17 protein-coding genes are annotated in these 23,830 nt (G+C 44.3%); 5 read left to right on the forward strand and 12 right to left on the reverse strand.

The window, feature by feature from the left end:
* Positions 1-286 precede the first annotated feature (286 nt).
* Complete coding sequence (locus tag H579_RS0110620; protein ID WP_028300663.1) at positions 287-1,711, forward strand: aldehyde dehydrogenase family protein; 1,425 nt, start codon at positions 287-289, stop codon at positions 1,709-1,711.
* A gap of 274 nt (positions 1,712-1,985) precedes the next feature.
* Complete coding sequence (locus H579_RS0110625) at positions 1,986-2,444, forward strand: YccF domain-containing protein (protein WP_028300664.1); 459 nt, start codon at positions 1,986-1,988, stop codon at positions 2,442-2,444.
* A gap of 143 nt (positions 2,445-2,587) precedes the next feature.
* Here the strand turns inward: H579_RS0110625 and H579_RS0110630 are convergent, their stop codons facing one another.
* Both H579_RS0110630 and H579_RS0110635 read right to left on the reverse strand, forming a co-directional pair.
* Positions 2,588-3,484 (reverse strand): Dyp-type peroxidase, encoded by an 897-nt coding sequence (locus H579_RS0110630; protein ID WP_028300665.1) that lies wholly within the window; start codon positions 3,482-3,484, stop codon positions 2,588-2,590.
* Positions 3,485-3,686: 202 nt separating this feature from the next.
* A complete protein-coding gene (locus H579_RS0110635; RefSeq protein ID WP_028300666.1) occupies positions 3,687-4,112 on the reverse strand; it encodes an HIT family protein in 426 nt (141 codons plus the stop codon).
* 139 nt (positions 4,113-4,251) lie between these two features.
* Between H579_RS0110635 and H579_RS0110640 the strand changes: the two genes are divergently transcribed.
* The 3 genes from H579_RS0110640 (at position 4,252) to H579_RS0110650 (ending at position 9,255) form a co-directional block, all read left to right on the forward strand.
* Positions 4,252-5,988, forward strand: coding sequence for an ATP-binding protein (locus H579_RS0110640; RefSeq protein WP_028300667.1), 1,737 nt, complete (start codon positions 4,252-4,254; stop codon positions 5,986-5,988).
* Positions 5,988-7,448 carry a sigma-54-dependent transcriptional regulator gene (locus H579_RS0110645; RefSeq protein ID WP_281167046.1) on the forward strand — a complete coding sequence of 487 codons (1,461 nt, stop codon included), beginning with the start codon at positions 5,988-5,990 and terminating at the stop codon, positions 7,446-7,448. The genes H579_RS0110640 and H579_RS0110645 overlap by 1 nt, the downstream gene beginning before the upstream one ends.
* 364 nt (positions 7,449-7,812) lie before the next feature.
* Positions 7,813-9,255: an SLC13 family permease gene (locus H579_RS0110650; protein WP_028300669.1), complete on the forward strand. Its 1,443-nt coding sequence runs from the start codon at positions 7,813-7,815 to the stop codon at positions 9,253-9,255.
* Between the two features lie 135 nt (positions 9,256-9,390).
* Here H579_RS0110650 and H579_RS0110655 read toward each other — a convergent pair whose 3' ends face one another.
* The 10 genes from H579_RS0110655 to H579_RS0110700 form a co-directional block, all read right to left on the reverse strand.
* Positions 9,391-11,148, reverse strand: coding sequence for a UvrD-helicase domain-containing protein (locus tag H579_RS0110655; RefSeq protein ID WP_028300670.1), 1,758 nt, complete (start codon positions 11,146-11,148; stop codon positions 9,391-9,393).
* Complete coding sequence (locus H579_RS0110660) at positions 11,148-13,091, reverse strand: ATP-dependent nuclease (RefSeq protein WP_028300671.1); 1,944 nt, start codon at positions 13,089-13,091, stop codon at positions 11,148-11,150. The genes H579_RS0110655 and H579_RS0110660 overlap by 1 nt, the downstream gene beginning before the upstream one ends.
* Positions 13,092-13,391: 300 nt before the next feature.
* On the reverse strand, positions 13,392-14,327 hold the full coding sequence (locus tag H579_RS0110665; RefSeq protein ID WP_028300672.1) for a class I SAM-dependent methyltransferase: 936 nt from the start codon (positions 14,325-14,327) through the stop codon (positions 13,392-13,394).
* Positions 14,328-14,475: 148 nt separating this feature from the next.
* Positions 14,476-15,111, reverse strand: a complete 636-nt coding sequence (locus H579_RS0110670; protein ID WP_028300673.1) for a Crp/Fnr family transcriptional regulator — start codon at positions 15,109-15,111, stop codon at positions 14,476-14,478.
* Positions 15,086-16,081, reverse strand: coding sequence for a DMT family transporter (locus tag H579_RS25245; RefSeq protein ID WP_084624073.1), 996 nt, complete (start codon positions 16,079-16,081; stop codon positions 15,086-15,088). The genes H579_RS0110670 and H579_RS25245 overlap by 26 nt, the downstream gene beginning before the upstream one ends.
* 83 nt (positions 16,082-16,164) lie before the next feature.
* The gene (locus H579_RS0110680; protein ID WP_084624070.1) at positions 16,165-17,073 is read right to left on the reverse strand and encodes an arylamine N-acetyltransferase family protein; all 909 of its coding nucleotides are present in this window, start codon (positions 17,071-17,073) and stop codon (positions 16,165-16,167) included.
* Between the two features lie 229 nt (positions 17,074-17,302).
* On the reverse strand, positions 17,303-18,013 hold the full coding sequence (locus H579_RS0110685) for an aspartate/glutamate racemase family protein (protein WP_028300675.1): 711 nt from the start codon (positions 18,011-18,013) through the stop codon (positions 17,303-17,305).
* Positions 18,013-19,251, reverse strand: a complete 1,239-nt coding sequence (locus H579_RS0110690; RefSeq protein WP_028300676.1) for a DUF917 domain-containing protein — start codon at positions 19,249-19,251, stop codon at positions 18,013-18,015. The genes H579_RS0110685 and H579_RS0110690 overlap by 1 nt, the downstream gene beginning before the upstream one ends.
* A 526-nt stretch (positions 19,252-19,777) precedes the next feature.
* Complete coding sequence (locus H579_RS0110695) at positions 19,778-22,879, reverse strand: helix-turn-helix domain-containing protein (protein WP_028300677.1); 3,102 nt, start codon at positions 22,877-22,879, stop codon at positions 19,778-19,780.
* 444 nt (positions 22,880-23,323) lie between these two features.
* On the reverse strand, positions 23,324-23,803 hold the full coding sequence (locus H579_RS0110700) for a hypothetical protein (protein WP_157834602.1): 480 nt from the start codon (positions 23,801-23,803) through the stop codon (positions 23,324-23,326).
* Positions 23,804-23,830 lie beyond the last annotated feature (27 nt).

The raw sequence follows: 23,830 nt of genomic DNA on the forward strand, positions 1-23,830 counted from the left end.
AACTGATAATATAGTCCGGATTTTTATCTTATAAGTATAATTGTTAGTTAAATTTTAATTGATGGTTTGTGGTAATGAGTTGGTGGTGTTTATTATTAATGCTTAATGATATTTAATCTCTAGGCGGCTATTTCTTTAGTTGAATAAATAAGCGATACTTTATTCTTTGTTTTTAGCCTTTGTTAAAGTAAAGCTTTTGACTCTCTTTTAGATGGCATATCATGGGGCTCTAATGAGCAAGCAGATCGCTATTCCCAAGCAGTTAAGGATTTGAAGGTGATACATCATGTACAACGATAAGTTTTTCATTAATGGACAGTGGGTTGAGAGTTCGACTCAGGATTACATCGAAGTGATTAACCCGGCCAATGAAACGTCTGTAATGGTCCTGCCCTGTGGCGGTGAGCAGGATGTTAATGCCGCAGTAGCTGCTGCGAAGGAAGCTTTTAAGTCATTCTCACGATGGAGTAAAGAGCAGCGCTTGGAGTTGCTGGAGAGGGTGCTGGAAGAGTATAACAAGCGCTTGAGCGATATCGCTCAAGCGATTACTTCGGAAATGGGAGCGCCAACCAAACTGTCCCATAACGCTCAGGCCGCTTCCGGGGCTGGCCATCTGGTCGCAGCCATCAAGGCATTAAAAAATCTGGATGAAAGTCATTCTCTGAAAAAGACGGAAGTGTATTATGAGCCTGTCGGTGTGTGTGCATTGATTACACCTTGGAACTGGCCGGTTAATCAGATTATGTGCAAGGTGGCCCCAGCACTGGCTGCCGGTTGTACTATGGTGCTGAAACCCAGTGAAGAAGCGCCTCTATCAGCTATTTTAGTAGCTGAGGTGCTAGAAGCGGCAGGTGTGCCTGCTGGCGTATTTAATATGGTGCATGGTACGGGTGAAGGGGTTGGTGCACCGTTATCATCCCATCCCGATGTGGACCTGGTGTCTTTTACAGGCTCAACTCGTGCGGGCACAGCTGTGATGAAGGCGGCTGCAGATACGATCAAGAAAGTTTGCCTGGAGCTAGGTGGTAAGTCCGCTAATATCTTGCTTGATGATGCGGATTTTGAGCGCAGTGTGAAGCAGGGTGTACTGAGCTGTTTCTCAAATACCGGTCAATCCTGTAATGCGCCAACCCGTATGCTGGTGCCTGAAACGGAGATGGAGCGAGTGATCGCTATCGCAGAGCAAGCCGCTCAGAAAGTCAAAACGGGTGATCCACAATCTGAAGAAACTACTATGGGGCCGGTGGTCAGCAAGCGCCAGTATGAGCGCATTCAGATGTTGATTCAGGCCGGTATTGATGAGGGTGCAACTCTGGTATGTGGCGGTACAGGTAAGCCTGAAGGGAATGAAACCGGCTACTTTGTGAAACCAACAATCTTTGCCAATGCCAATAATCAGATGACCATTGCCCGTGAAGAGATCTTTGGCCCGGTGTTGAGCATTATCCCTTATAAGGATGAAACAGACGCCATTGAGATCGCCAATGATACGGTTTACGGCTTGTCGGGTTACGTTTCTTCATCGGACCTGGAGCGTGCCAAGTCGGTGGCCCGCCAGCTGCGCACGGGGATGGTTCATCTGAATGGTGCTCCGACTGATGTCTTTGCACCATTTGGCGGTTATAAACAATCCGGCAATGGCCGTGAATGGGGCGCAGAGGGGCTGAAAGAATTCCTGGAAGTGAAGGCAATTATGGGACATAACCCGTAAGATCACTGAACCCATAAGGCTAACCTGTGCAGCTGACTCTTTGAAGAAACGGCACTTTTTATAAGGTTTGTTGTCCCAAACAAGTGCATTAAGCAATGCATAACGTTGTGATGGCAAGCCTTGTTTTGTTTGGTGGGCTTTGTTTGTTTGACAAGAACAAAGCAAACTTTGGCTTCAAGTAATAAGTGATTGGTTTTAGCGTTAAACTATTGTTAGTTTCCGGTTTTGTTCGGGGCTGTTTTTTGTAACTCAGTGAAATCATCAGGAAGGTATCATGAGAACAATCGGTAATATTATCTGGTTTGTGTTGGGTGGGCTGGTGATGGGTATCGCCTGGTGGTTTTTTGGTGTACTGGCGTTTCTGTCGATCATTGGTATTCCCTGGGGAAAAGCCTGTTTTGTTATGGGCAGTTTCTCATTCTGGCCTTTTGGTAAAGAAGCCATTGCCCGGGATGAGTTGACTCAGCATGAGGATATTGGCACTGGGGCTTTGGGGTTGATTGGTAATATTATTTGGTTATTGGTCGCAGGGATCTGGTTGGCTATTGGTCATATTATGTCGGCAGTGGCTTGTGCGATTACTATTATCGGTATTCCATTTGCCATTCAGCATCTTAAGCTGGCGGGTATCTCCCTGGCACCGATTGGTAAAACCGTGGTTGATAAAGAGGTAGCGCAAGCTGCCCGTATGGCTAATGCTGGTCGCGATGTATCAAATTTAAGAAGAAAGTAGTATCACATTAAGGGGAAAGGTCCATTTGCTTTATCCACAAATGGACTTTGTCCTCCCGGTATTGTCAGCATGACAGGCCTTTTGATCTTGTACTAAACAGGTTCCAGGCACTCTTCGGCTAACCTACACTGGCTCAGGCTAATCTAGTTCAGTATTCTGGCCAGATCCTGCTCAGATGGTGCAAACCAGTAGGAGCTGCTTACCGCATCAGAGAAATCAATCAGTTTGTCTGTTATCCCATCTTCCGTCAGGCCGTACATACGCTTCAGTTGAATACTGAAACGTTCCAGTTCACACGCAAATGATAAGAAGTAAAGACCACTTTCTGTCGCTGAGCCGTAAGGTGCGCTTCTGCGATAGATCTTCATCGCCTTTCCGTCCACTTTGACATCGGTGCGACTGACATGAGAGTCTACAGGCATAGCATCACCTTCCAGCTCAATATCATCTTCTTTCGTGCGGCCTACCACTTTTTCCTGTTTCTCTACCGGAAGTTGATTGAAGTCATTCAGCTTGTGTACCCACTTTTGGCTCAGTACATAGCAGCCACCTGCACCCACTTGCCCTTCTGGAATCACGGCAGCCAGTTGACGTTGATCCTCTTTGGGATTCGCTGTGCCATCCACAAAACCGATCAGGTCTCGGGAATCGTGGTAGGTAAAGCCTGGTAGATCCAATTTCAGCTCTGCAATTCCAGACAGTGCGTTTTGGATATGCAAAACCTGATCAAAGTTATTGTCATGGCTCAGGCTATGAATCCAGATCAGCAGATCCCTTTGTGTCGCAGGTGCTGTATGGCCTTGAGGACTGGTCAGCGTAGTGAATTCTTCCAGCTCGACCGGCGTCCAGGTCGGGTTCAGTTGTTGCCAGAGTCGTTTACCAAAAGCAACTACCAGATTGATTTGGTCGGACTGTTTGGTTAGGGCGTGTTGCAGTGCGGGGATAATTTTTTCGGCAGAGTAAGATGGATCAAGTTGGTATTCCAGGTGATAAAATTGGTTGCTGTTTTCCTGAAAAATAGCCGATTGTGGTTTTAGCATAAGATCTCCTGGGAAGGTGAGTTTCTGGCGAGCTAATTGATTTTGAGATAGATAACTATCTGATGCAGAATGTTTTTATCCTGTTATTAACCTCTAATGTACCAAAAGACAGCACGATTACTCTACATGGATGATCTGAGGACACTAATTCTTGCTTTCAGGCATCTTGTTAGCACCCCCGGAGATCAAAGCATCTTTACAGTTAGTCCAGGCAAGCAATGATTTTATCGGCAATGGCTTGCAATTCATCGGTATCGGCAAACTCAACGGCGTGGCCCTTCAGCGCTTTGGCCCCAAAAATGGGTCCTGGTAAAATATGGAAGTGGAAGTGAGGGACCGTTTGACCTGCCGCTTTGCCGTTATGCTGGAAAATGGTTGTACCTTCAAAGTTCATCGCTTTGGCGACGGCTTTTCCGACATGCTGCACTGTTTTCATACAAGCTAAAGCGGAAGTCTCTGACAAATCATACAGTGTCTCGGCTTCCTGCTTGGGAATCACCAGAGTATGCCCGTCCATCTGGGGCATAATATCCATAAAAGCCAAAGTGTGTTCATCTTCGTAAACCTTAATGCAAGGGGCTTCCCCGCGTAGAATCTTGGCAAAAATATTATCCGTGTCGTAAGCCATTTTGCTACCCTTATACCTAACTGATTGAATTGTTGAGATAATCCTGACATAAGCAGATGGGGCCGCTCAAGTCAGTTAATTTATCATCGTATCTGCAAATATTCCCGCAACACCACAATAATGGAATGAATACCGGCTAATGAAACGTGTATCTGTTTTTATACTGCTTTACCTGATAGGCCTGAGTCTGGTGCTGTTTGTGCTGCATTATCAGCTAACGCTGAGCTTTCATCAAAATAGCCAACAGCAGGCGCAGGTAGAAGTGGAAAGCCTGAGTCAGTATATCAATAGCAGGTTAGCCCGTTTTCAGAATATCCCCGGTTTATTAGCCAGTAATTACATGATTCGGCAGGGAGTAGGCGGTAATGCCGACCAGGAAGGTTTAAACCATCTGCTGTTAGAGATAGGCCAAAGCGCCGGGGCTGATGATGTCTATCTGATGGACCCGGAAGGTACTGTGCTGGCAGCCAGTAATTATCAGCAACCGCAAAGTTTTATCGGCAGTAACTTTGCCTTCAGACCCTATTTCCAACAAGCGGTACAGGGGCGGGAGAATGCCTATTATGCATTGGGCCAACGCTCTCAGGAGTGGGGCTTTTTCTTTTCTGCACCGGTAGTATTGGATGGACAGATCCAGGGAGTGATTACGGTCAAGGTTGCCGTGAGTTTGTTTGAGCAGGACACCGAGCTGCTATCCGGCAGTCAGGGGGAGAGTTTTATTCTGTACGGTCTGGATCGTGTGATCTTTATGTCCAACAAAGCCAGTTGGCGCTTAAAACAATGGCGTGAGAGTGAGCGTTACAGTTGGCAGCAGATTGCTCAATCCCAACGCTATCTGGACCTTGAGCAGGATATTTTAGTTAATCAACGTTTTCAGGCGCCTTGGTACGACAGTGAGATCTGGCAGTTGCCTTTACCCCAAAATATCCGTCAGAACTACTTCTATGCTCAGGCTAATATTCCTTTGATGGATCTGACGCTGGTATTACTGCTGCCCGATAAGCCTGGCTTGGACTATCCCGTCAGTTATCTGATTTTAGCGGCACTGGCTTATTCGGTCTTGTTGGCACTGGTAATCCATTTATATCGTCATCAGGCGGGTTATAACCAGTTGCTCTACACCCGTAATAGCCTGGAAAAAGAAGTTTCAACCCGTTCCAAAGAGCTGGCAAAGGCGCAGGATGCCTTGATTCGCGCGGCTAAGCTGGCGACGATTGGACAGCTCTCCGCCAGTATAAACCATGAGATCAATCAGCCCCTCAGCGCCATGAGTACCTATCTGGTCAGTAGCCGTCGGATGATTGATAAGGGTATGTATGATCAGGCGAAAGAGAATCTGTATACCCTGGAGTCGCTGGTACATCGGGTGCATAAGATTGTTGCTCAACTCAAGCAATTCAGTCGGCTGGAGCAGCAGGAACAGAGCCTGAAACCGGTACCTCTGCAGCAATGTATCGATAATGCTTTAGTGATTGTCGGACCCGAGATAAAAAAGCGCCATGTCGAACTGCAGATGGATCTCGTGGATACCGAGGTGCGGGTTGAGGCTCTGAAGTTTGAGCAGGTATTGGTCAATTTACTATCCAATGCGATTGATGCGATGGAAACTGTTGGGCATAAACGCTTAACTCTGGTCGCACAGATCTCTGATCAGGATGTAGTGGTCACAATCAGTGATACCGGCCCCGGGCTGGATCTGCTGCAGATCGATACGATTTTTGAGCCGTTTTTTACTACCAAATCGGAGCATGGGTTAGGCTTGGGTCTATCTATCGCTCGTAATATTATGCTCTCTTTTGATGGTGAGCTGTCTGCTGCTAATCAAGACACTGGCGGTGCTATTTTTACTGTTCGACTTAAGCGAGACCAAAACTGATGCCTATTTCCCCTGCCGATGATGCCCTGACCAATAATAGTGCCGGTCATTCGCAAGAGCCTATTAAGCCAGAACGCCTTCCTAAAGATGGCCAGGCGCTGATGGTGAATCATATCGTGGTCATTGATGATGAGGCGATTATTCGGGATTCTCTCAAGCAACTGCTGGAACTGGAAGGTTATCGGGTGAGCTGCTACACCAGCGCTACCACGGCTCTGGATCGTTTAGGGCGTGAGTTTGCAGGTATCGTCATCAGCGATATCAATATGCCTCATATGGATGGTCTTGCTCTGTTACAGCAGGTGCAAAATTTTGATAGCGAACTGCCTGTGGTTTTACTGACCGGTTACGCCGATGTTGCGATGGCGGTAAGCGCGATGCATAAGGGCGCTTATGATTTTCTTGAGAAACCGATCAATGAAGACCTGCTGGATTGTGTCGCCAGGGCATTAGAGAAACGTCGCTTAGTGCTGGAAAATCGTCAACTAAAAGATCAGGTCGAACAAAGTCTGGCTCAAAACCGTGGTCCCGGTGTCAGAATCTTAGGTGATACCCCGGCAATGCATGAGATGCTGCAACTGTTAAACGCTGTAGTCGATACTCCGGCTGACGTGCTGATTCATGGGGAAACGGGGACAGGCAAAGAGCTGGTTGCGCGTTTTTTACATGATCATAGCCAGCGCCGAGATGCTAACTTTCTGGCCTTAAACTGTGCGGCGATTCCTGAAAACCTGATCGAGAGTGAGCTATTTGGCGCGAAAAAAGGTGCTTTTACCGGAGCGACAGAAGATAGAGTAGGTAAATTTGAGTTTGCCAATGGTGGTACGGTGTTTCTGGATGAAATTGAGGCGATGCCGTTGGCGATGCAGGCCAAACTGCTACGGGTGCTGGAGGAGCGAAAGGTTACGCCCGTGGGCAGCAATGAAATTATAGAGCTGGATATTCGCATTGTCGCTGCAACCAAAATCGATCTTTTGGCTCTGGCCGATAAAGGCGAGTTTCGTGCCGATCTTTACTACCGTTTAAACCTGGTTATGGTCGAGATTCCTCCGTTAAGAAGCCGTAAAGCGGATATCCCCCTGCTGTTTAAACACTTCACCTCAATCGCGGCCAACCGTTTTCATAAGCCCTTGTGTGCGCTGGATGGCGATAGCCAACAGCAGTTATTAAGCTACGATTGGCCGGGTAATGTACGAGAGCTGCGCAATGTGGCAGAGCGCCACGTGCTGCTGGGAACCGGCATCAAGCTGAATACCACCACTGAAATCCCTTCTATTGATAGCGATCTGAGTTTGGCAGAAAAGGTGGCTTTCTATGAGCAGTCGGTAATTGAGGATGCGTTACGTCAAAACTCAGGTTCTGTTAAAAAGACACTGGAACTGCTGAAACTGCCGAGAAAAACTTTTTACGACAAGATGGCTAAATATGGCTTGGAACGTAGCAACTATATTCAGGATTAACCGAACAAAGCCCCTGAACAAGATGAGAAAACTAAGCCTCTCTTCGTAGAGGCCAGGCTTAATCGTTTGCTCTTAAGACAAATGAGATAGCTGAGCCTCCCATGACTAAATGCTTGTGTGGAAAAAGTGATTTTTGAGCTGGAATATTTGTGTGGAAATCCATACTTTTTTCTGGTGAAAAATATCAATTTTATTATAAATTATTGAATATAAAGGATAAAAATAGAGTTTTAAGGTCTGGCAATCAATTTGCGTGTTGATATATCGAGAGCAGGGTACTGGGACCGTGCTCGAAGAGATCAACACACTTATCTGACCAATACACGCAGGGATGGCGTGCTTGAAGTTTTGAGGATTGCTGACAATGAGTGACAACAATAAAAAGACACCCTGGCTAAGCCTGCTACTGGGACCAGCCGTAATGTTAATGACCCTGGTGATGGATTCACCGTTTGATGGTTTATCAACCGAAGCCTGGAGAACAACGGGTTTAGCCTTCTGGATGGCAAGCTGGTGGATCACCGAAGCGGTGCCTATTCCAGCAGCTTCTTTACTGCCTCTGGTTGTGGTGCCATTGGCCGGTATCGCAGGTATTAAGACTGTTTCTGCCCCCTATGCCCACCCCTTGATCTTTCTTTTCCTTGGGGGTTTTTTAATCTCTATCGCCATGGAAAAGTGGCATCTGCATAAGCGTATTGCACTGACCACCATGTTGGCGGCAGGTAGTCTGCCCAGTATCCAGATTTTGGGTATGATGCTGGTGACGGCATTTCTATCGATGTGGATGTCTAATACCGCTACGGCGGTTATGATGATGCCGATTGCTCTGTCGGTAATTCAGATCGTCAAAGATAAAAATCCAGATAATGAGAGCTTTGCCAAGGCGTTGCTGCTATCCATTGCTTATGGTGCCAGCATCGGCGGTATTGCGACCTTGATCGGCACACCGCCTAATGCCCTGATGGCGGCTTATCTGTCAGATAGTTACCAGATTGAGATCGGTTTCGCTGAGTGGATGATGGTCGGTTTACCTGTATCTATCGCTATGTTGGCGATCTGCTGGTTCTGGTTGACTAAGGTCAGCTACAAAGTGGATGAAACGGGTGAAGTGAGTGCCAAGTCAGTATTCAAACAGCAGCTGAGTGAGCTGGGTACTATGAGCGCTGGTGAGAAAAAGGTGCTGTATATCTTCCTGTTTGCTGCTCTATGTTGGGTATTCCGTCCTTATATCGGCAAGCTGACCGGACTATCTCTGTCCGATACCGGTATCGCCATTGCTGCAGCGATTCTGTTATTTACTCTGCCGGTGAAATCAGGCAACAATGAACGTGTACTGGACTGGGAAAGTGCGAAAAAAGTGCCTTGGGGCATTCTGATTCTGTTTGGTGGTGGTTTGACACTGGCCGCACAGATCAAGAGTTCTGGTCTGGCAGAATTTATCGCACTGCAGATTCAAGGTGCGAGTGCTATTCCACTGATCGCAGGTGTATTGTTGGTAACAGCGCTGATCACCTTCCTGACCGAGATTACCAGTAATACGGCGACCGCTGCGGGCTTCCTGCCACTGTTAGGCCCTGTGGCGGAATCCATTGCCGGAACACCTCTTGTATGGGTAGTACCTGCAGCGATGGCTGCTAGTTGTGCCTTTATGATGCCGGTTGCGACGCCACCCAACGCGATTGTATTTGGCTCAGGTATGATCAAAATGCGCGATATGATACGGGCAGGTTTTATGCTGAACCTGGTTGCAATTGCCCTGATCACGCTGGTAACGGTTACCCTTGTGCCTACGATCTTTGCATTTTAATGTAGGCTTTCTAGATAAGAGCTGCTATATGATCAATAGCAGCTCTTTTTGATCCACAAAAACACAAAGCCTATGCATAAGCTAGTTTTATACGCATAAACGGTAGAAACGAAGAAAAAGAAAAAAAGTGAGCTGTTAAACTATAGTAAATCCAAGTCCTTTCAGTTGCTCTTTTTCCTCAGGCTTTAGCGTTTTGACGGCCCAAATTAGATACTCTTTGGGCCGTGATGATGCTACATAAGAAAACCTAGCGGCTTCACTATTTGGATTCTTAAGCCAACTTTTCCAGTGAGAATCATTTCCAGCTCGATCTGAGGATATCACTATAGTGATATCGTGAGTTTCCCCTTTGGCACCATGAATCGTTGACTTTCTGTATAGCAGGGATGGTTTTGCTGTAGCTCCTAATGATTTGCTAACCTTTGACTTGGCCTCGCCGGATGGTGCTCTTAAGTTTACTTTTTCTAGTGGGGTCAATACTCTAGCAATGTCTTCATGACAAAAACTTTGCTTTGGGAGTGTTTGAATTAGCATTTTTGCTTTCTTTACCCAGTTTGACCAATCGATATCAATCTTCTGTAAGCTGTTGTTAATCAAATGGCTTAAAGATTCATAAAGAAATCTACGCCACATAAGGGATGAATCTACAGATTGGGGGCAGTTGAAACTATTTGGTTTGTAACTTTCTTTTAGATGATAACGAATAAACTCAGAGAAGTGCCACAAAGAGAGGTTCATTGCTTCCATATCTTTAGGGTCATAAAGTTTAATCGCAAGGGCTAGTTTTTGAATGTTCTTCAGATTGGTTGTTGAAGCCTGAAACTTACTAAGGGTAGAGTGACCTCTTGCGACTACAACATTGTTGTTATAACCATTGCATTTTTCCTCAAAAATTTCTACTAACTCAGTAGGGCAGTTATTGTATTGAACTACTAAACACCGCGGGTCTAGCCAAGATACATTTCCAATAATTTCTTCTCGCTTGGTTAATTTTGTACAAATATTGATGATATTTTGGCAGCTTCTAAAATTTCTTGTTAGTTTCAAACTGGTAAAGCAATTGTTGCGAATGAACTGAGATACCTTGGCTGGGTCAACGCCTCTAAAACTGTAAATAGCCTGATGAAGGTCCCCAATAAAATGCAATTGTGTGCCTTTGCCTGACAGCACCTGAAGGATGATTAACTGTTCTTCAGAGAGATCTTGACATTCATCAATAATGATTAATGGATAACGCCTTACAAATAAATCAACGAAATTCTCGTACTTTTCTCCTGAAAGGACCTCTAGAGCTAAGCACTCAATGTCACGGTAAGTCGCAAAGCCGTTTCCTAACATTTTGATTTTGGTAGCTTTTAGATCTCTAACTTGCCAATCTTCTAGCTGAATAGCGTTCAAGGCTCGATCTAGTTTAGAATCCCCGGTTTCAAAAATTATATTCTCATTTATTAGATTCAAAGAGTAGTGATGAGCACATATTTGCCCTCGTTGTGCATAATGGTATTGAGTTTTATAGCCTAGGAGTGCACTTGGTTCAATGATACGGATTGATGCATCTTTGCTCTCTCCAACGTACCTCGTTAGTTCTATCGATAGTGGGGAAACAATATTTTTGTAAATGAAGCTATCAAATGTACCTAAAAAATGAGGAAACATACTACGGCCATGGGGCAGGTACTTCGATACTCTTATTGTTAACTCTTCAGTTGCGCTATTGGAAAAAGAAAGTGCTGCTAACCCCCCTGGATTTTTCTTCCAGGAATTAATCTCCTTAGCAACCTTTGCTGCAACTACCTCTGTTTTTCCGCTTCCAGGGCATGCTTCTAAGAAAATGTGTTCTTCGATACTCGAGCCGACATAATCAAGCTGTTCTTTCGTAAACTCTACTGACATTATTCTTTCTCAGTATTATTTGATGAAGAAGCCCAAAGAATGGCTTTTTTAATATATTCAGGAACGGCAAAATCAACATGTTCGCGTTGTATTTTGTCAGTCATGACTTGGGCGAACATCCCTTTTCCAATATTATCATCATCGATTCGTTTCAGGATTTGATGAGCTGCTTCGGCCACTTCTTTTCGTGTTTTTGTTGTCCAATCTATAGTGGACATTTTTTTGAATTCTTCGATTATAGTGCTTTGGCCTGTTTTAGGTTCAGGCCAGAGAGATGTAATTATATAGGACATTAATGCAGCATTGTTACCCTCCATGGCAAGGTCATATTCCAATGTTTTGTATTTGCTCACGAATAGACGTGCATTGGTTGATTTGTTAATAGAGTTAACAAGTTTAAGGGCATGGTTAGTGCCACTTTTTATATTGCCATCGAATGGAATGAAGTCTTCATGTATTGTTTTTGTTTCACCTTCTTTTTCTGGGTCAGGCACTTCTTTAGGGATTTTTTTAGGTGGGTCGAGATCTGTTATACCTGCACACTTTACCGGAATATTTTCGCCAATATTCCTTTCCTCAGGATTATCGGGGTTCTCAATGTTACAATATAATTGCATGAAGTGTCTGAAGTAGATGCCATTGAGGTTGATTGTTGAGACACCAAGGTCCTCAAGGCTCTTACGACCTATCTCCTGATCCTTTAGAACTATTTTAGCCAAAGTTGGAATGATCATTTGTTCTGCAATCCCTTCGACCAGGATTACACCACCGGCAAATAGCAGGTTTGATTTTGTGACATCTAACCAACGATTGATAAATTGGCTACTAGTTGTTGGCAAGCCACAAGCTTTAAGAGGTGTAGCTATCGGATTTGGTGATTTAGATAGATGAATGATTGACTCAAGTTCAACCGAAGAGGCTAATACCGTTGAATGAGTTGTTACGATAACCTGAACATTTTTGTTCTCTTCAGCTACTGACTTTAGGTGGTTTAGCAGTCTAACTTGTAGCTGAGGATGTAGATGGGCTTCTGGTTCTTCAATAAGCAGCAATTTAAAAAGGGGTTGCTCTTCATCTTTATCATCAAACGTAAGCTCTGCCAAAATCGAAGCTATGTAGAGGAGGTTATTATAACCCAAGCTATTTTGGTTAAGCTCGCGGAATAACTCTCTATCCTGAGAAGACATATCAGGAAAGAAAAGCAGAGTTAGTCTTTCGGCAATTTTTGTAAAATCACTTTCCGCAAACTGAATGCTGGTTTGTTGTCCAAAGTGATGTCCAATAGCTTTAGTTAAGTTGGTAGTTATGAGTTTATTAGCATCGCTAATGCTTAAGGCATCATCTTCAGCTAAGGAACTGTTGAAATCTTTTAGCTTTGCTTCAAGAGGATGTAGTTTATCCTCTGTTCTACACTGCTTCAATTGTTTGCGATTTAGAGCCTTAAGGAGCTTTGATAGCCTAGATTGTCGGCCGTTTGATAATTTGGACTCAGCATCTCTCAGCGGTGGTAAATAGATGCACTGGATCAGATCTAGCAGTTCTGGATCAAATTGGGAGCTTTTAGATCTCCCGCCCCAAATAATTTTTTTGAACCGTCCTCGTATTTCCTTATTTTCCGCTTGTAGGTTTAGTAGTGCAGTGTCAGAGGTTCCAATCCAAGGAAGAAAAGCCACCTTTTTTTCTACATTTAATCCATCAAACTCAGCCGATATTGAAAGGGATGTTGCTGATTGTTCGTTAGTAAATGGAGTGAAAAAGTCATCGCTTGTGATACTGTATCTACCAGATTCAGAGTCGTGGAAAAGTTGTCGAATAGCGCTGATTATTGCAGTTTTACCCGCTCCATTTTCACCTACAATTACATTCAAACTATCTGTAAGTTGAATCTCAAATTCATTTTTGAAACAGCGAAACCCTTCAATATTTAGTGTACTTAAATACATAATTTCCCTATTGGTTATTTGAGTGCTATTGCTATAAGTGTTGATGATACTGTAATTAAGAGGTCAATGAAATTATTAGGGCAGGGTTTTTATCGGATGTGTAATAAATTTGTTTTGAATCAAGTATAGACCTGATGGGCATCCTTTCTTTTGAGCTGATCAATGGTGGTAGGTCAATAAAATATTAAAGGTCGGATTAAATGATCTATTGCTTTTATTGTTTGGGTGCTATATAAAAATATAATTAATATCTGAATGATATAGAGTAAAGCCAGATTGCTCTGGCTTTACTTTCATTGTTTAGCGTTGAAAGATCAGGGCCTTCAGATCACCTTCTGGATCTATATCAGGAAACTCCGGTGGATTATCCAGACGGCGTTCAAACTTCAGTTCAGGTGCTTCAGCAGCCATACCATCAATCAGAAACTGCGAGGTTACTGCTGGGTCGTTAACACAGGCCAATACACTACCTGATTCAGTCAGCAGTTCAGGCAGACGGCGCAGAATTTTCTGGTAGTCTTTGGTCAGTGCGAAACTGCCTTTCTGAAAGCTGGGTGGGTCGATAATAACCAGATCATAAGGGCCGTATTTACGCACTTTGCCCCATGACTTGAACAGGTCATGACCCATAAAGGTTACTTTCTTCAGATCATGCTCGTTTAATCGGTGGTTTTCACGGCCACGATTTAGCATCGCTTTAGCCATATCCAGATTCACCACATGATCAGCCCCACCGGCAATGGCGGCGATAGAAAAACCACAGGTATAAGCAAACAGATTCAGGACGCGTTTGCCCTGCGCCTGTTCCCGTACCCAGTCACGGCCAAAACGCATATCCAGAAACAGGCCATTGTTTTGATTACGGCCCAGATCCAGCTGGTATTTGAGACCGCTTTCAATCACCTGCTGGGATTCACTCAGTTCACCCCAGATGACTTCTGTTGGTGAACCTGGGAGGGCTCTGTGTTGCAGCAGCAGGGATGTTACACCGGTATCAGTCCAGTAATCCTGCTGGGTGAGTGCCGTTAGATCATTTTTCAGGGCAGCCAGAAACGCTTCTGAAGGTTCTTTAAACAGTGAAACCAGCACCTGGCCTTGTAGCCAATCCACGGTGATCTGTTCTAAACCTGGCCAGCTGCGGCCACGGCCATGAAACAGACGACGGACTTCTGTCGGTGGGTTTTCCAGAGCAGATTCCAGATGTTGTGTTAAAACGGGCAGTGCTTCTAATTCCATAATACCTTCAGGCCTGTGTCAGCAAGCGGGCTATTCTACCGATTGCTGACAAGCTGCCAAGTCTGGTGAAGGTTTATTTTAGACTTTTATAAGGCATACAATGGCCTGGGTTAAACCGTTTTAATTAATATAGGTGCAACAAATGCAATTACTGCTGTTTCAGGCGGTTGCGGATACGGCTCAGGGCAACTGGAGTAATACCGATATAGGAGGCGATATATTGCAGTGGGATACGTTTCTCCAGGTCGGAAAACTGGCTGATAAAGTCCAGGTAGCGCCGCTCTGCACTGTGTTTTACCAGAGCGTTTTCCCGCTCTTCCTTGCTAATAAACAGGTGTTCCAGTAAATGGATATAGGTACGCAGAAAGTTAGGGCATTGGCTCATCTGTTGATAAAACTCGGCCCAGGGGTATTCCAGTACCAGTACATCCTCTAATGCCTCAATGCTAAATAGAGCAGAAGATTGGTGCACCATCGCCCGAGTTGAACCTGCTATTCTGGGGGCAACAGCAAAAGACTGGGTAAATTCTTTGCCTTCTTCAGACAAGCTGACATAGCGTACCAAACCGTAACAGAGAAAGTACAGATTGGCTGCACTTTCACCCTGTTGAAACAGGTATTCCCCCTTGGCCAGATGCTTGATTTGGGGCTCAAGGGTGAGCTTGCTCCAGTCTATTCCCTGGCTTTGGGCATTGGCGCCAAAATTGTCTTTGACAGAGGCATGGGGAACGGAGTACCGGTCCAGATAGCACTGAAAACTATTTTGTAGCTGTTTTTTGTCCATCGCCGCCCTTTAGAGAAATCTTGATGCCCATAATGAGTGACAGGGCGAGCAGTAAGAGAGTCAGTCCCAAGTAGAACCCTATAGTAAACTGATCGGACAGGTTTTGTCCTGTTTGGTTCAGGGCATTATAAACAGCTGCATTATAGAGTGCTACCCACAGTGGAATGGTATAGGAGAATGCCAATACTTGATTGGCACCGCCATTTTTAACCAACCACTGTTGCAGAATGAAGGTCATCACTGTTGTAAAAAGAGTCAAATGCAGGTAGTAAAACCAGAAGCTGCTGTCCTGCCATTGGACCTGATTGAGATCGCCAGTGAGTAAAATCACAGGCAGCAATAGTAAGCTACCGATTAAGACAATCAAAAAAGCACCTTCAAGCACTTGTACCCGGGAGCCCCACTTTTGAACTGCCACTACATGCAGGGCAAGAAAGATCAAGGCTATAAAAAAAATCAGGTCGCCGCTTTGCCAGCTCAACGCCTGAGTATCCTGACTGGAGAACAATAAGATTAAAGCAGCGGAACTGCCCAGCACAAAACCGGATAATTTTTGAAGCGAAATTTTATCCTTGAGCCAAAACACGCTGATCAATAAACCTAGCAAGGGTAACAGGGTATAGATCACCGAAGTGTTCAGTGCGGTAGTGTTCTCCAGGGCCTTAAACATACCGATAAAAAAGATCACTAAGCTGGCACTGATAAACAGATAGGGCAGTATAACCTGTTGTTGCATCAGGTCAGTGCGGAGTTGTAATAGCACTTGCCGGTGTTTGGCGGGACTTTGCTGCTCCTGGCTGATCTGTCTGGCTTTTAGTAGCCATAAAACGGGTAAAATAATCAATAGCGCCAGGGCAAAACGTAACCCTGTTGTTGCCATAGGTGGTGAGTATGGCACTATTTTTCCTGAGACCACAAAAGAAGAAGTCATAAGCCATGCCCATAGGGTCAGCAGTGTTAGCTGTTTCATTGCCAGTTTCTCTGATAAATTGTTTCTCATTTGCTAACGCAGAGTAATGATTCAGTTAATCGTACCTGATTAGCGATAATGGATTAATGGCTGTTGTTGGTAGTGTTTTGTAGTTGAGGCTGCACAAAGCGTTCAAAAAGATGATCGGCTACCGCCCGGTCAATGGGTAAGCTAAAGGTTTGCAGCAGCAGCTGATATAAATGTTCTGCACTGGTGACGGGGGTGATCTGGGTTTCTCCCTGCTGTATAACAAACAGCTGATGGTTGCGCAGGGACAATACCTTTTCTGCCAGCTTAAGACTGACGACCAGGTTGTTAACAAACCCTGCTTTTGGGTAGCGATGAGAGAAGAAATGCCCCGTCAGGCAGTCTGCGTCCGTGTAGCGGTTAAGATCAAAACGGTAGAGAGAGAAAAACTCCCCCTCTTTGATAATTTGCAGATCATATTCCCCGTGCTCCCTTGCTTTAATTCGGAAGGTCTCATCACCTATAGTCTGGACTTTGTCAGGGGTTAGCTCAACAGCGTGACGAGGGCCCAGTGAGCCAAAACCGGTATCGACAATATAGATATTATCGTTCAATTCCAGCAGGGTAATACGGTGGGTGCGAGGTACATCTTTTTCCTGGTTATAGATTACTCTTGCCAGTAATAGTCGTACCTTAAAACCAAGAGCCTGCAAAAGTTCAAAGCTCAGCTTATTATGTTCAAAGCAATACCCGCCTAAACCCTGGTCGACAATTTTTCTGCTCAGATGAGGTAAGTCTAAAGGCATCTCCTGCCCGAGAACCACTGCCAGACTATTAAAGCTGTAACGGGCGATATGACGACTTTGTAGCTGGTTGACAAACTCTATATCTGTTGTAGTAAAAGATAAATCCAAGTCATGAAGATAGCGATGCAGCTCTGAAGGTATTAGTGTTTCTTCTGGTAAGAATCCATAGCTCTGAGCTAAGCCATTATTTTTAAGAGAAGTTGTGTTGTGCTTAGTCATGGTAGCTGCCTGTTATTGAGTTTCGCCTAGTTTAACGTCATTGCGGTAGAAGATAATTAACCTGGGTTTAGTGGCACAGGTTTTCTTCATAGGCTGAAACTCTATTGTGGAGAGCTCCAGCCCATAACGCGTTTTTAACAGGCGACTAACTTTTAACAGGCGACTAATAGCGATGGGACTTTGCTAACCGTAACAATCAGCTGTCTTGCTATGGGATATCCTGTTCAGATTAAGCTACTTTTGGGTAAGTCAACTGGCTTTGACTCAGGTTGTTTTTGACAAGAAGAGCCAGGTAGCTGATTGCGCAGCAATTCGGATCCAAAACAGGAATTTTTTTACCGAGTTTATCTTCCAGCATAGCTGCAAGAGGTTGGGCAAAGCGGACGAAGCCTGTGCAGCCGAAGATCAGGGCATTAGCACCATCCAGTTCAATTGCTTTTAGAGCTTCCTGATACAGATGTTCCAGAATAAGCTGGCGGGCATCATCTTCCGCGAGGTTAGGTACAATAATATTAAGTGGGCGCACAGAAGCTAAGTTTTCACTGATGCCAAAGTTACGAGTGTGCTCACTTTGCATCTCCTCAACATTAGCAACTGTCAAAATCGAAAAGCGCTTGGCCAACATCATGGCGGTAAAGGCACTGGCTCTGAAGCCTCCAATTACTGGAATGCTAACTGCCTGACGGGCTGCTTCTACGCCACACATATCCATATCAGTGACAAAAATACCATCAAAGCCCTCTTTCTCCGCTTTTCTGGCTAGCTCAACGACATGTGGCGCATTCATCGTCAGATCAAGCCGGGATTGAATAAATGGGGATCCTTGGCTTATAGCTTCAATATCAATACTGATTTCTGAAGTCAGAACAGGCTGTACTGAGTTCTCAATCAGGCGGTTATATTCAGTTGTATTAACAGGGAGAATAATTTTTAATTTCATTATGCATCGATTCCAGCAATAGATAATTTAGGTGTATCACAACTTTGCTTTTCCAAATTGCGCTCTTCAGCACTCACGGGGGGGCGATAGCTACCGTAATAACCGTAATGTTTAAAAACGCTGGCATACTGCTTATGGAACCACGGGTGGTACATCGCCCGGTCAGCCAGGAGTGAATAAAGGCAGATAGGCAGACGCTCTGAACTGTTCATAAAGTGGTTCTGAATCTCAGTGTTGGACAGCACCGTACCATCGGGTTGGATATAACTGATCAAATCAGGTGCCATCGCGATAGGGCTATCGGATTTATTGGACCAAACCAGCATATTCTCGTTTTTAACAACAACAACAAACTCTTCCTGGTCATCATTTTCAATATAGACTTCCAGCCAGTCGAAGCCCCCGCGTGTTGTTGAACTGACACGACTGATATAACCCTGACACAACAATTTAGCTGTTGGTAAGGCATCAATAACAGACAGAGGGTTATCAGAAAGGCGCAGTGAGCGTCCCAGGTCACGGGCTCTGGTCATGGTGTGATGAATAAATACACCTTCCTGTTTGGCTTGTAACCCTTTCATAGCGTAACAGGAAAGAGAAGCTCGTCCGTGGAATCCTGCATTTGCAGAGATGATACTTCGGGCAAGGGCATCGACTGCAGAAGTATCGTTGCAGTCGAGATTCATTTTTGCTCCCCCAGCGTCAATTGAAGTCTCTGAGGCTAATACGCAAGGGGATATTTGCAGATTAAACTCAGCCTCTTGATTGGCAAAGCTCAGCATAGGGATGCAAGGTACTGCGCGGCCTGCTCCATCACCGTTAATAACGGGAAGTTCCAGGTTTGCCGCGACAAGCAAAGCCATGCCGTGAGCAATGGTCCCCGTTTCTGCAGCCATTAAAGAGCAGAAGGTGAAACCGGGATTACCCAAGCGCACCTTAATTAAGCGTTCGTGGCTAAGGAAGGCACTTACAGGTGATTCTCCATAGCCATATTGTAAAAACTTTTGTGGCGCGCCCATGGCACCCATAACAGGGAACCAGCCGTGGTCAGGAATCTGGTCTGGTTCCAGATATTGAATATGATCAAGGCCTCTTTTCTCAAGAACCTTCTTTGTATCAGCCACTAAGCGTTGACCGTTCACTAAAGCACCGCCGCCGCCGCACGCATAAAAGTGTGCTCCGACTGCAATATCGTCTAAATCCTGGAAGGTAAATGTATGTGATTGATTTGAGTCCATCAGGTTTTCTCCTTTCTAACTTCTGCCGCTAGTATATGAAATTAAAAAAAAGAAATTAGCATCATTAACGGATCACTTAGTGTATAAAATTTTTGATACTTTTCTCTGTAATAAGATTATTTCACTGTGATCCCTTTTTGATCCGGAGGGTGATTTATACACTCGTAAGTGAAATTAGGAGAATGTCTTGATGATCAGTAACTGTGAATATATGGGGAGGCATTAGAGATCTGGTTAGCACGATGTGCTTTTCACAGAGATAGGACTCCAGTGATACATAAAACAAGCTCTTAAGTGCTAAATAAAGGCTTCTTGTAATAACTACGTTCTTTTTTCAGGAAAGCTTTTGGTTTTCTGCTATCTATTACAGATAGCATAGCGTTGAAATATTCTTGCTTAAGCTTATGTATATTGCTGAACAACATATTTCAGATTCATAAATACTTCAACACGAATACCCCTATCTTTCTGGATAGACGGTAGGAACGTAGTGTGGAAATAATTTTTGTGTAAGTAAAAATGCGCTTTACTCCATAAAAAACTGATTAAAACTTTCTTCTTCTCCCATTGCTTTGCGAATACGCGCTGCAAACAGTGGGCTTTCCTGGCAATATAAAAGACCTTCCTGAAGGTATTGGTGGGCTTCTGTGGATTCGGAACAGAGAGCTAATAGGCGGAACATCTCCGGAACATAACACTCTTCACCATGTTCAATGCCGAAGGTAATGCCCTTATGCAGCACCTCTATAGCTTCCTTAATCTTGTTTGTTTCCAAGTAAATTTCGGCAAGAATAGTACTATATAGCGAGTAAGCAATTTTATCCCCACTGCTTGCAAGCCATTGTCGATATCCCCGGTCAACAATACTGGCTGCTTGAGGGTTTTTATTGAGTTTGTGTTTTGCCCAACCCGAAAATAGTGCCGCAACACCTCTGTAAAATGGGAAATTCATACTTATGGATAGAGCTTCCAATTCCTGTGCCGCTGCCAATGACTGAGCTGGTTTATTATGGTGGTAATCTAACCAGGCGCTGCCTTGCAAAGCGATAGATAAGCTGAAATCATGCTTAAGATTGCGCATCTCACGCATAAGGTCGTTACGGTATTGCTCTGCTTCTTCTTTATGTCCCAAAATAGAGGCCGACCAGATTGCAAAGCAGCCTGCTAATGCCCTGGGATCTTGCCCCATTAATTGAATAGATACTTTGGTGTACTCAGGTTTATAAAGACGCAGCGCATGGTTTGCAGCGGACTCCGCTTGCTTATGTTTTCCACGCCAAAACAGTGTATTAGCCAAGGCAGTGTAGGCGTGGATACAACCCTGGTCATCATTTAGCATCATGGATACGTCTAAGCAGCGGTTGGCTAACTCTTCTGCTGCAACCATGTTTAGCGTGGATATTTCTATGGTCCATAAACCAAACAGCGCCATTGCCAAACGTTTGTCTGCTTCTTTCTGTTTGCATAGCTCTTCTATACGCAAATAAGAGCTTTTTAGAAGAGGTGAAACCCAACCATATTTTACTTTGTAGATACTGGATAATGCCAGTTGGATATCGATTTCTATATCGCTGATATCTTTCTCAGAACAGGATCTGGCCAATTGAAGAGCTTTATTTAGTATGCGTTCAGACTCATGATAAAGGCCTTTTTGTAACAGATTGGTGGCAGCCTGGGAATGATACTTGGCGCCTTTTAATAGATGCCCTGCTTGTTCAAAGTGGTGAGCCAGGCTATAGACATCGAGCTGAGGCATCTTATCCAGTCTTTTTTCCAAATAATCGGCAACAGCTTGGTGATATTTACGTTTAACTTCGTTAGAGAGTCGCTCCCTTACAATATGTTGAACAAGCTTATGGCATAGGCTGATACTTAAGTGAATATCAATTTTTACCAGTTGGGCTGAGACCAGGCCTTCTGGCGAGTAGCTTTTCTGCTTTAAGAGGTCCTTTACAACACTTAAAGGGAGTGGGGCTTCACAAATACAGAGTAGCTCAAGAACACGGCGATCTTTCTCATTCAGCTGTAATAACTTTTGTTCAACCAATAGCTGTAGGGAAGAGGGTATTTCTTCACTATTCTCAGGCTGAGAAGTCAACAGTTGAATCAAATATAATGGGATACCACCAGACCATTGAATGCAGCGTCGTATATAATCTTTTGGAAGATGATTGAACTCATTACACAAGCGCTCGACTTCTGCCTCTGATAGAGGGCCTAATGGCACTGTTGAGAAATGACAGTAGTCGTTAATAAAGGGTTCTAATGTTATCTGATTCTGATATTCAGTCCGGCTGGTAATAATACAGCTTATTGGCAGATGTTTACAGAATGTCAGCAATTTGCCTAATAGCTGACAACCTTTGTAATTCGCTAAATGCAGATTATCTACAGTGATCAATAGGCTATGCACCTGCCAGCTCAGGAATATAGTAAACATCTTTGCCATTGCGGCCAGCACTTCATCTTCGTTGACTGGTTGGGCATTTTGCCAATGCTCTTTGCTATTAATAACCTGAGTACTGAGGTCCAGCAGCTGGACAAAAAACACTTGTTGGTTGGCGGGTACTTCCTGATTAAACAGCAGACCGAGTATTTTTTTCTCAGGCCAGCGCTTTTTTGCCTGCGCAAAAAGGTTTTGGCATAAGCCTGCTGTTAATTGGTGTAAGGGATCATTCCATCCGGCCTCCAGATCAATATCCGCAACAAGAATTTCCTGGAGATACGCTTGTTCATGAATAGCATTGATAAGCCTGCTTTTGCCAATACCTGCCTGACCATGTATATGAGTAATCGCAGGGCAATTACGACGCTTAACGCCATCCAGTAGGCCGCTGAGCTGGAGCAGTTCTGTACTTCTTCCAATAAGAGGCAGAGTTTGTTGTAAGTGCTTTTCACTATGCAATAACCAGAGGTGGTGTTCCGATTCATGGCTGGTGCGATAATTAAAATGTGTATCACTGATTTTATAGAGATCAGTAGATACAATAATAGAGTCACAGGGAATGTAAGTTGAGTGTTGGGCAAACCATTGTAAAACAGGTGGATCAATGATGGCTTCTTCCAAGCCTTGCTGTACGGGGCCTAGTTGCAATGCTGCATAAAAATGAACAGGGAGTTCCCGGTCAAGTAAGAACTGCTGGATTTCCAGGGCTACCAGCTGGGCATGTAAGTGCCCTTTATTATTGATAGTTTGATGGCCAAATGTGGCTAAAATAGTGTTGCCAAGAGCTTCCCGCCATAAGCTACCACTACGTTGTAATAGCTTTATAACATCTTGTGTCAGTTCTTCCGTAATATCCCAAGAATCAAAACGTAGCCATAGAATAGGTAATATAGAGTGAGCAGCTAAAGAAGTGCCATACAAATTTAATGCGTCATCTTGTGACTGATTTTTTTCGTCGTCTTCTACCAGAGTAACTTCACTGATATCAATATCAAAAAAGGCGGCCAGATTTCTTGCTGTACGAAGGCTAACTCTTTTTCCTGCTTCTGCCCGTTTTACTGTGGCAATAGATACAGTCAGGCGGCGTAACTCGCAGGCGTATACTAAACCTTCTTGACTAAGCCCTTGAATTTGCCGTAATTGCTTGAGTTTTTCACCGTCAAGCAGCAGTTTAGAGTCCATATCTACTCCATAAATGCACTTTAAACCTGGGGGGTTTACTATCCAAAAACAAAGGATTTTAGGCGCTCCGCTACTAGGCTATATTAACCAGGCCCTGGCACTGACTTATAGCACTTTTCGCGCGGAAAACTTCTAATCATACAATCAAATAAGAAGGAACCTTGCTTTTGAAATGTGTTAACGATAGCAAAATCCTTAATTCTCAAGGCAGAAATTAACACATCCAGTGCTGAAGGTCACTGTTGCATAATAAAATTGTGGCAGGAGTGATTTTCCGCCTTTAGTTTAGAGGGGAAGAGATGTAGTTTTCAGACTGAAGAATCTTATTGATCTAGGAAAAACAGGGGCGGAATATTCAGCGATTAACAGGGGAAGTAGACCTCTATTTCCTATAACGTGACATCTTCTGTCGCTCGTGAGAGGATTGGTTACAGGTATGGCTGGTTAAAAGCTGAACAGTTGTCTAAACATAGGCTCATTTGAGCAGCTGTGGAAACTAATTGGGTTACCATCCAGAAAAACAGTGCCCGTATGGTTTTTATTATCAGGTATACAGAGGCTGACAATTTGAATATCAATTGAAGCATGTTCAGGAGCGCTTTCAGGAAGAGATAAAGTCATCTCATTGATCTGCATTTTAGTCGGATTAATGATATATGCGCAGCCAACACTAAATGTCTTGGTTTCCGCAAGATTGACACTTTGAGTTTCATGCGATGATAAATCATAACCATTTAATACGACGTGAGTGGAACAGCCCGTATTATTGTGGCCGACGATAGCAATAGGGTGCGGTGGCAGATTGTTAAAAGTGACAGACTGTCTTCTGTGTAATGTGTGTCTGGCACCAGAGTTGATAAGTATTTCACCCTCGCAAACAAAACTTGAGCAGGTGGTTTCAAAGTTTGTTACTTGAATGGTCATCTGTGCTTCCTCCATTGTGCCCTGTTA

The organism is Oceanospirillum beijerinckii DSM 7166, assembly GCF_000422425.1.
GTDB classification, from domain to species: Bacteria; Pseudomonadota; Gammaproteobacteria; order Pseudomonadales; family Halomonadaceae; genus Oceanospirillum; species Oceanospirillum beijerinckii.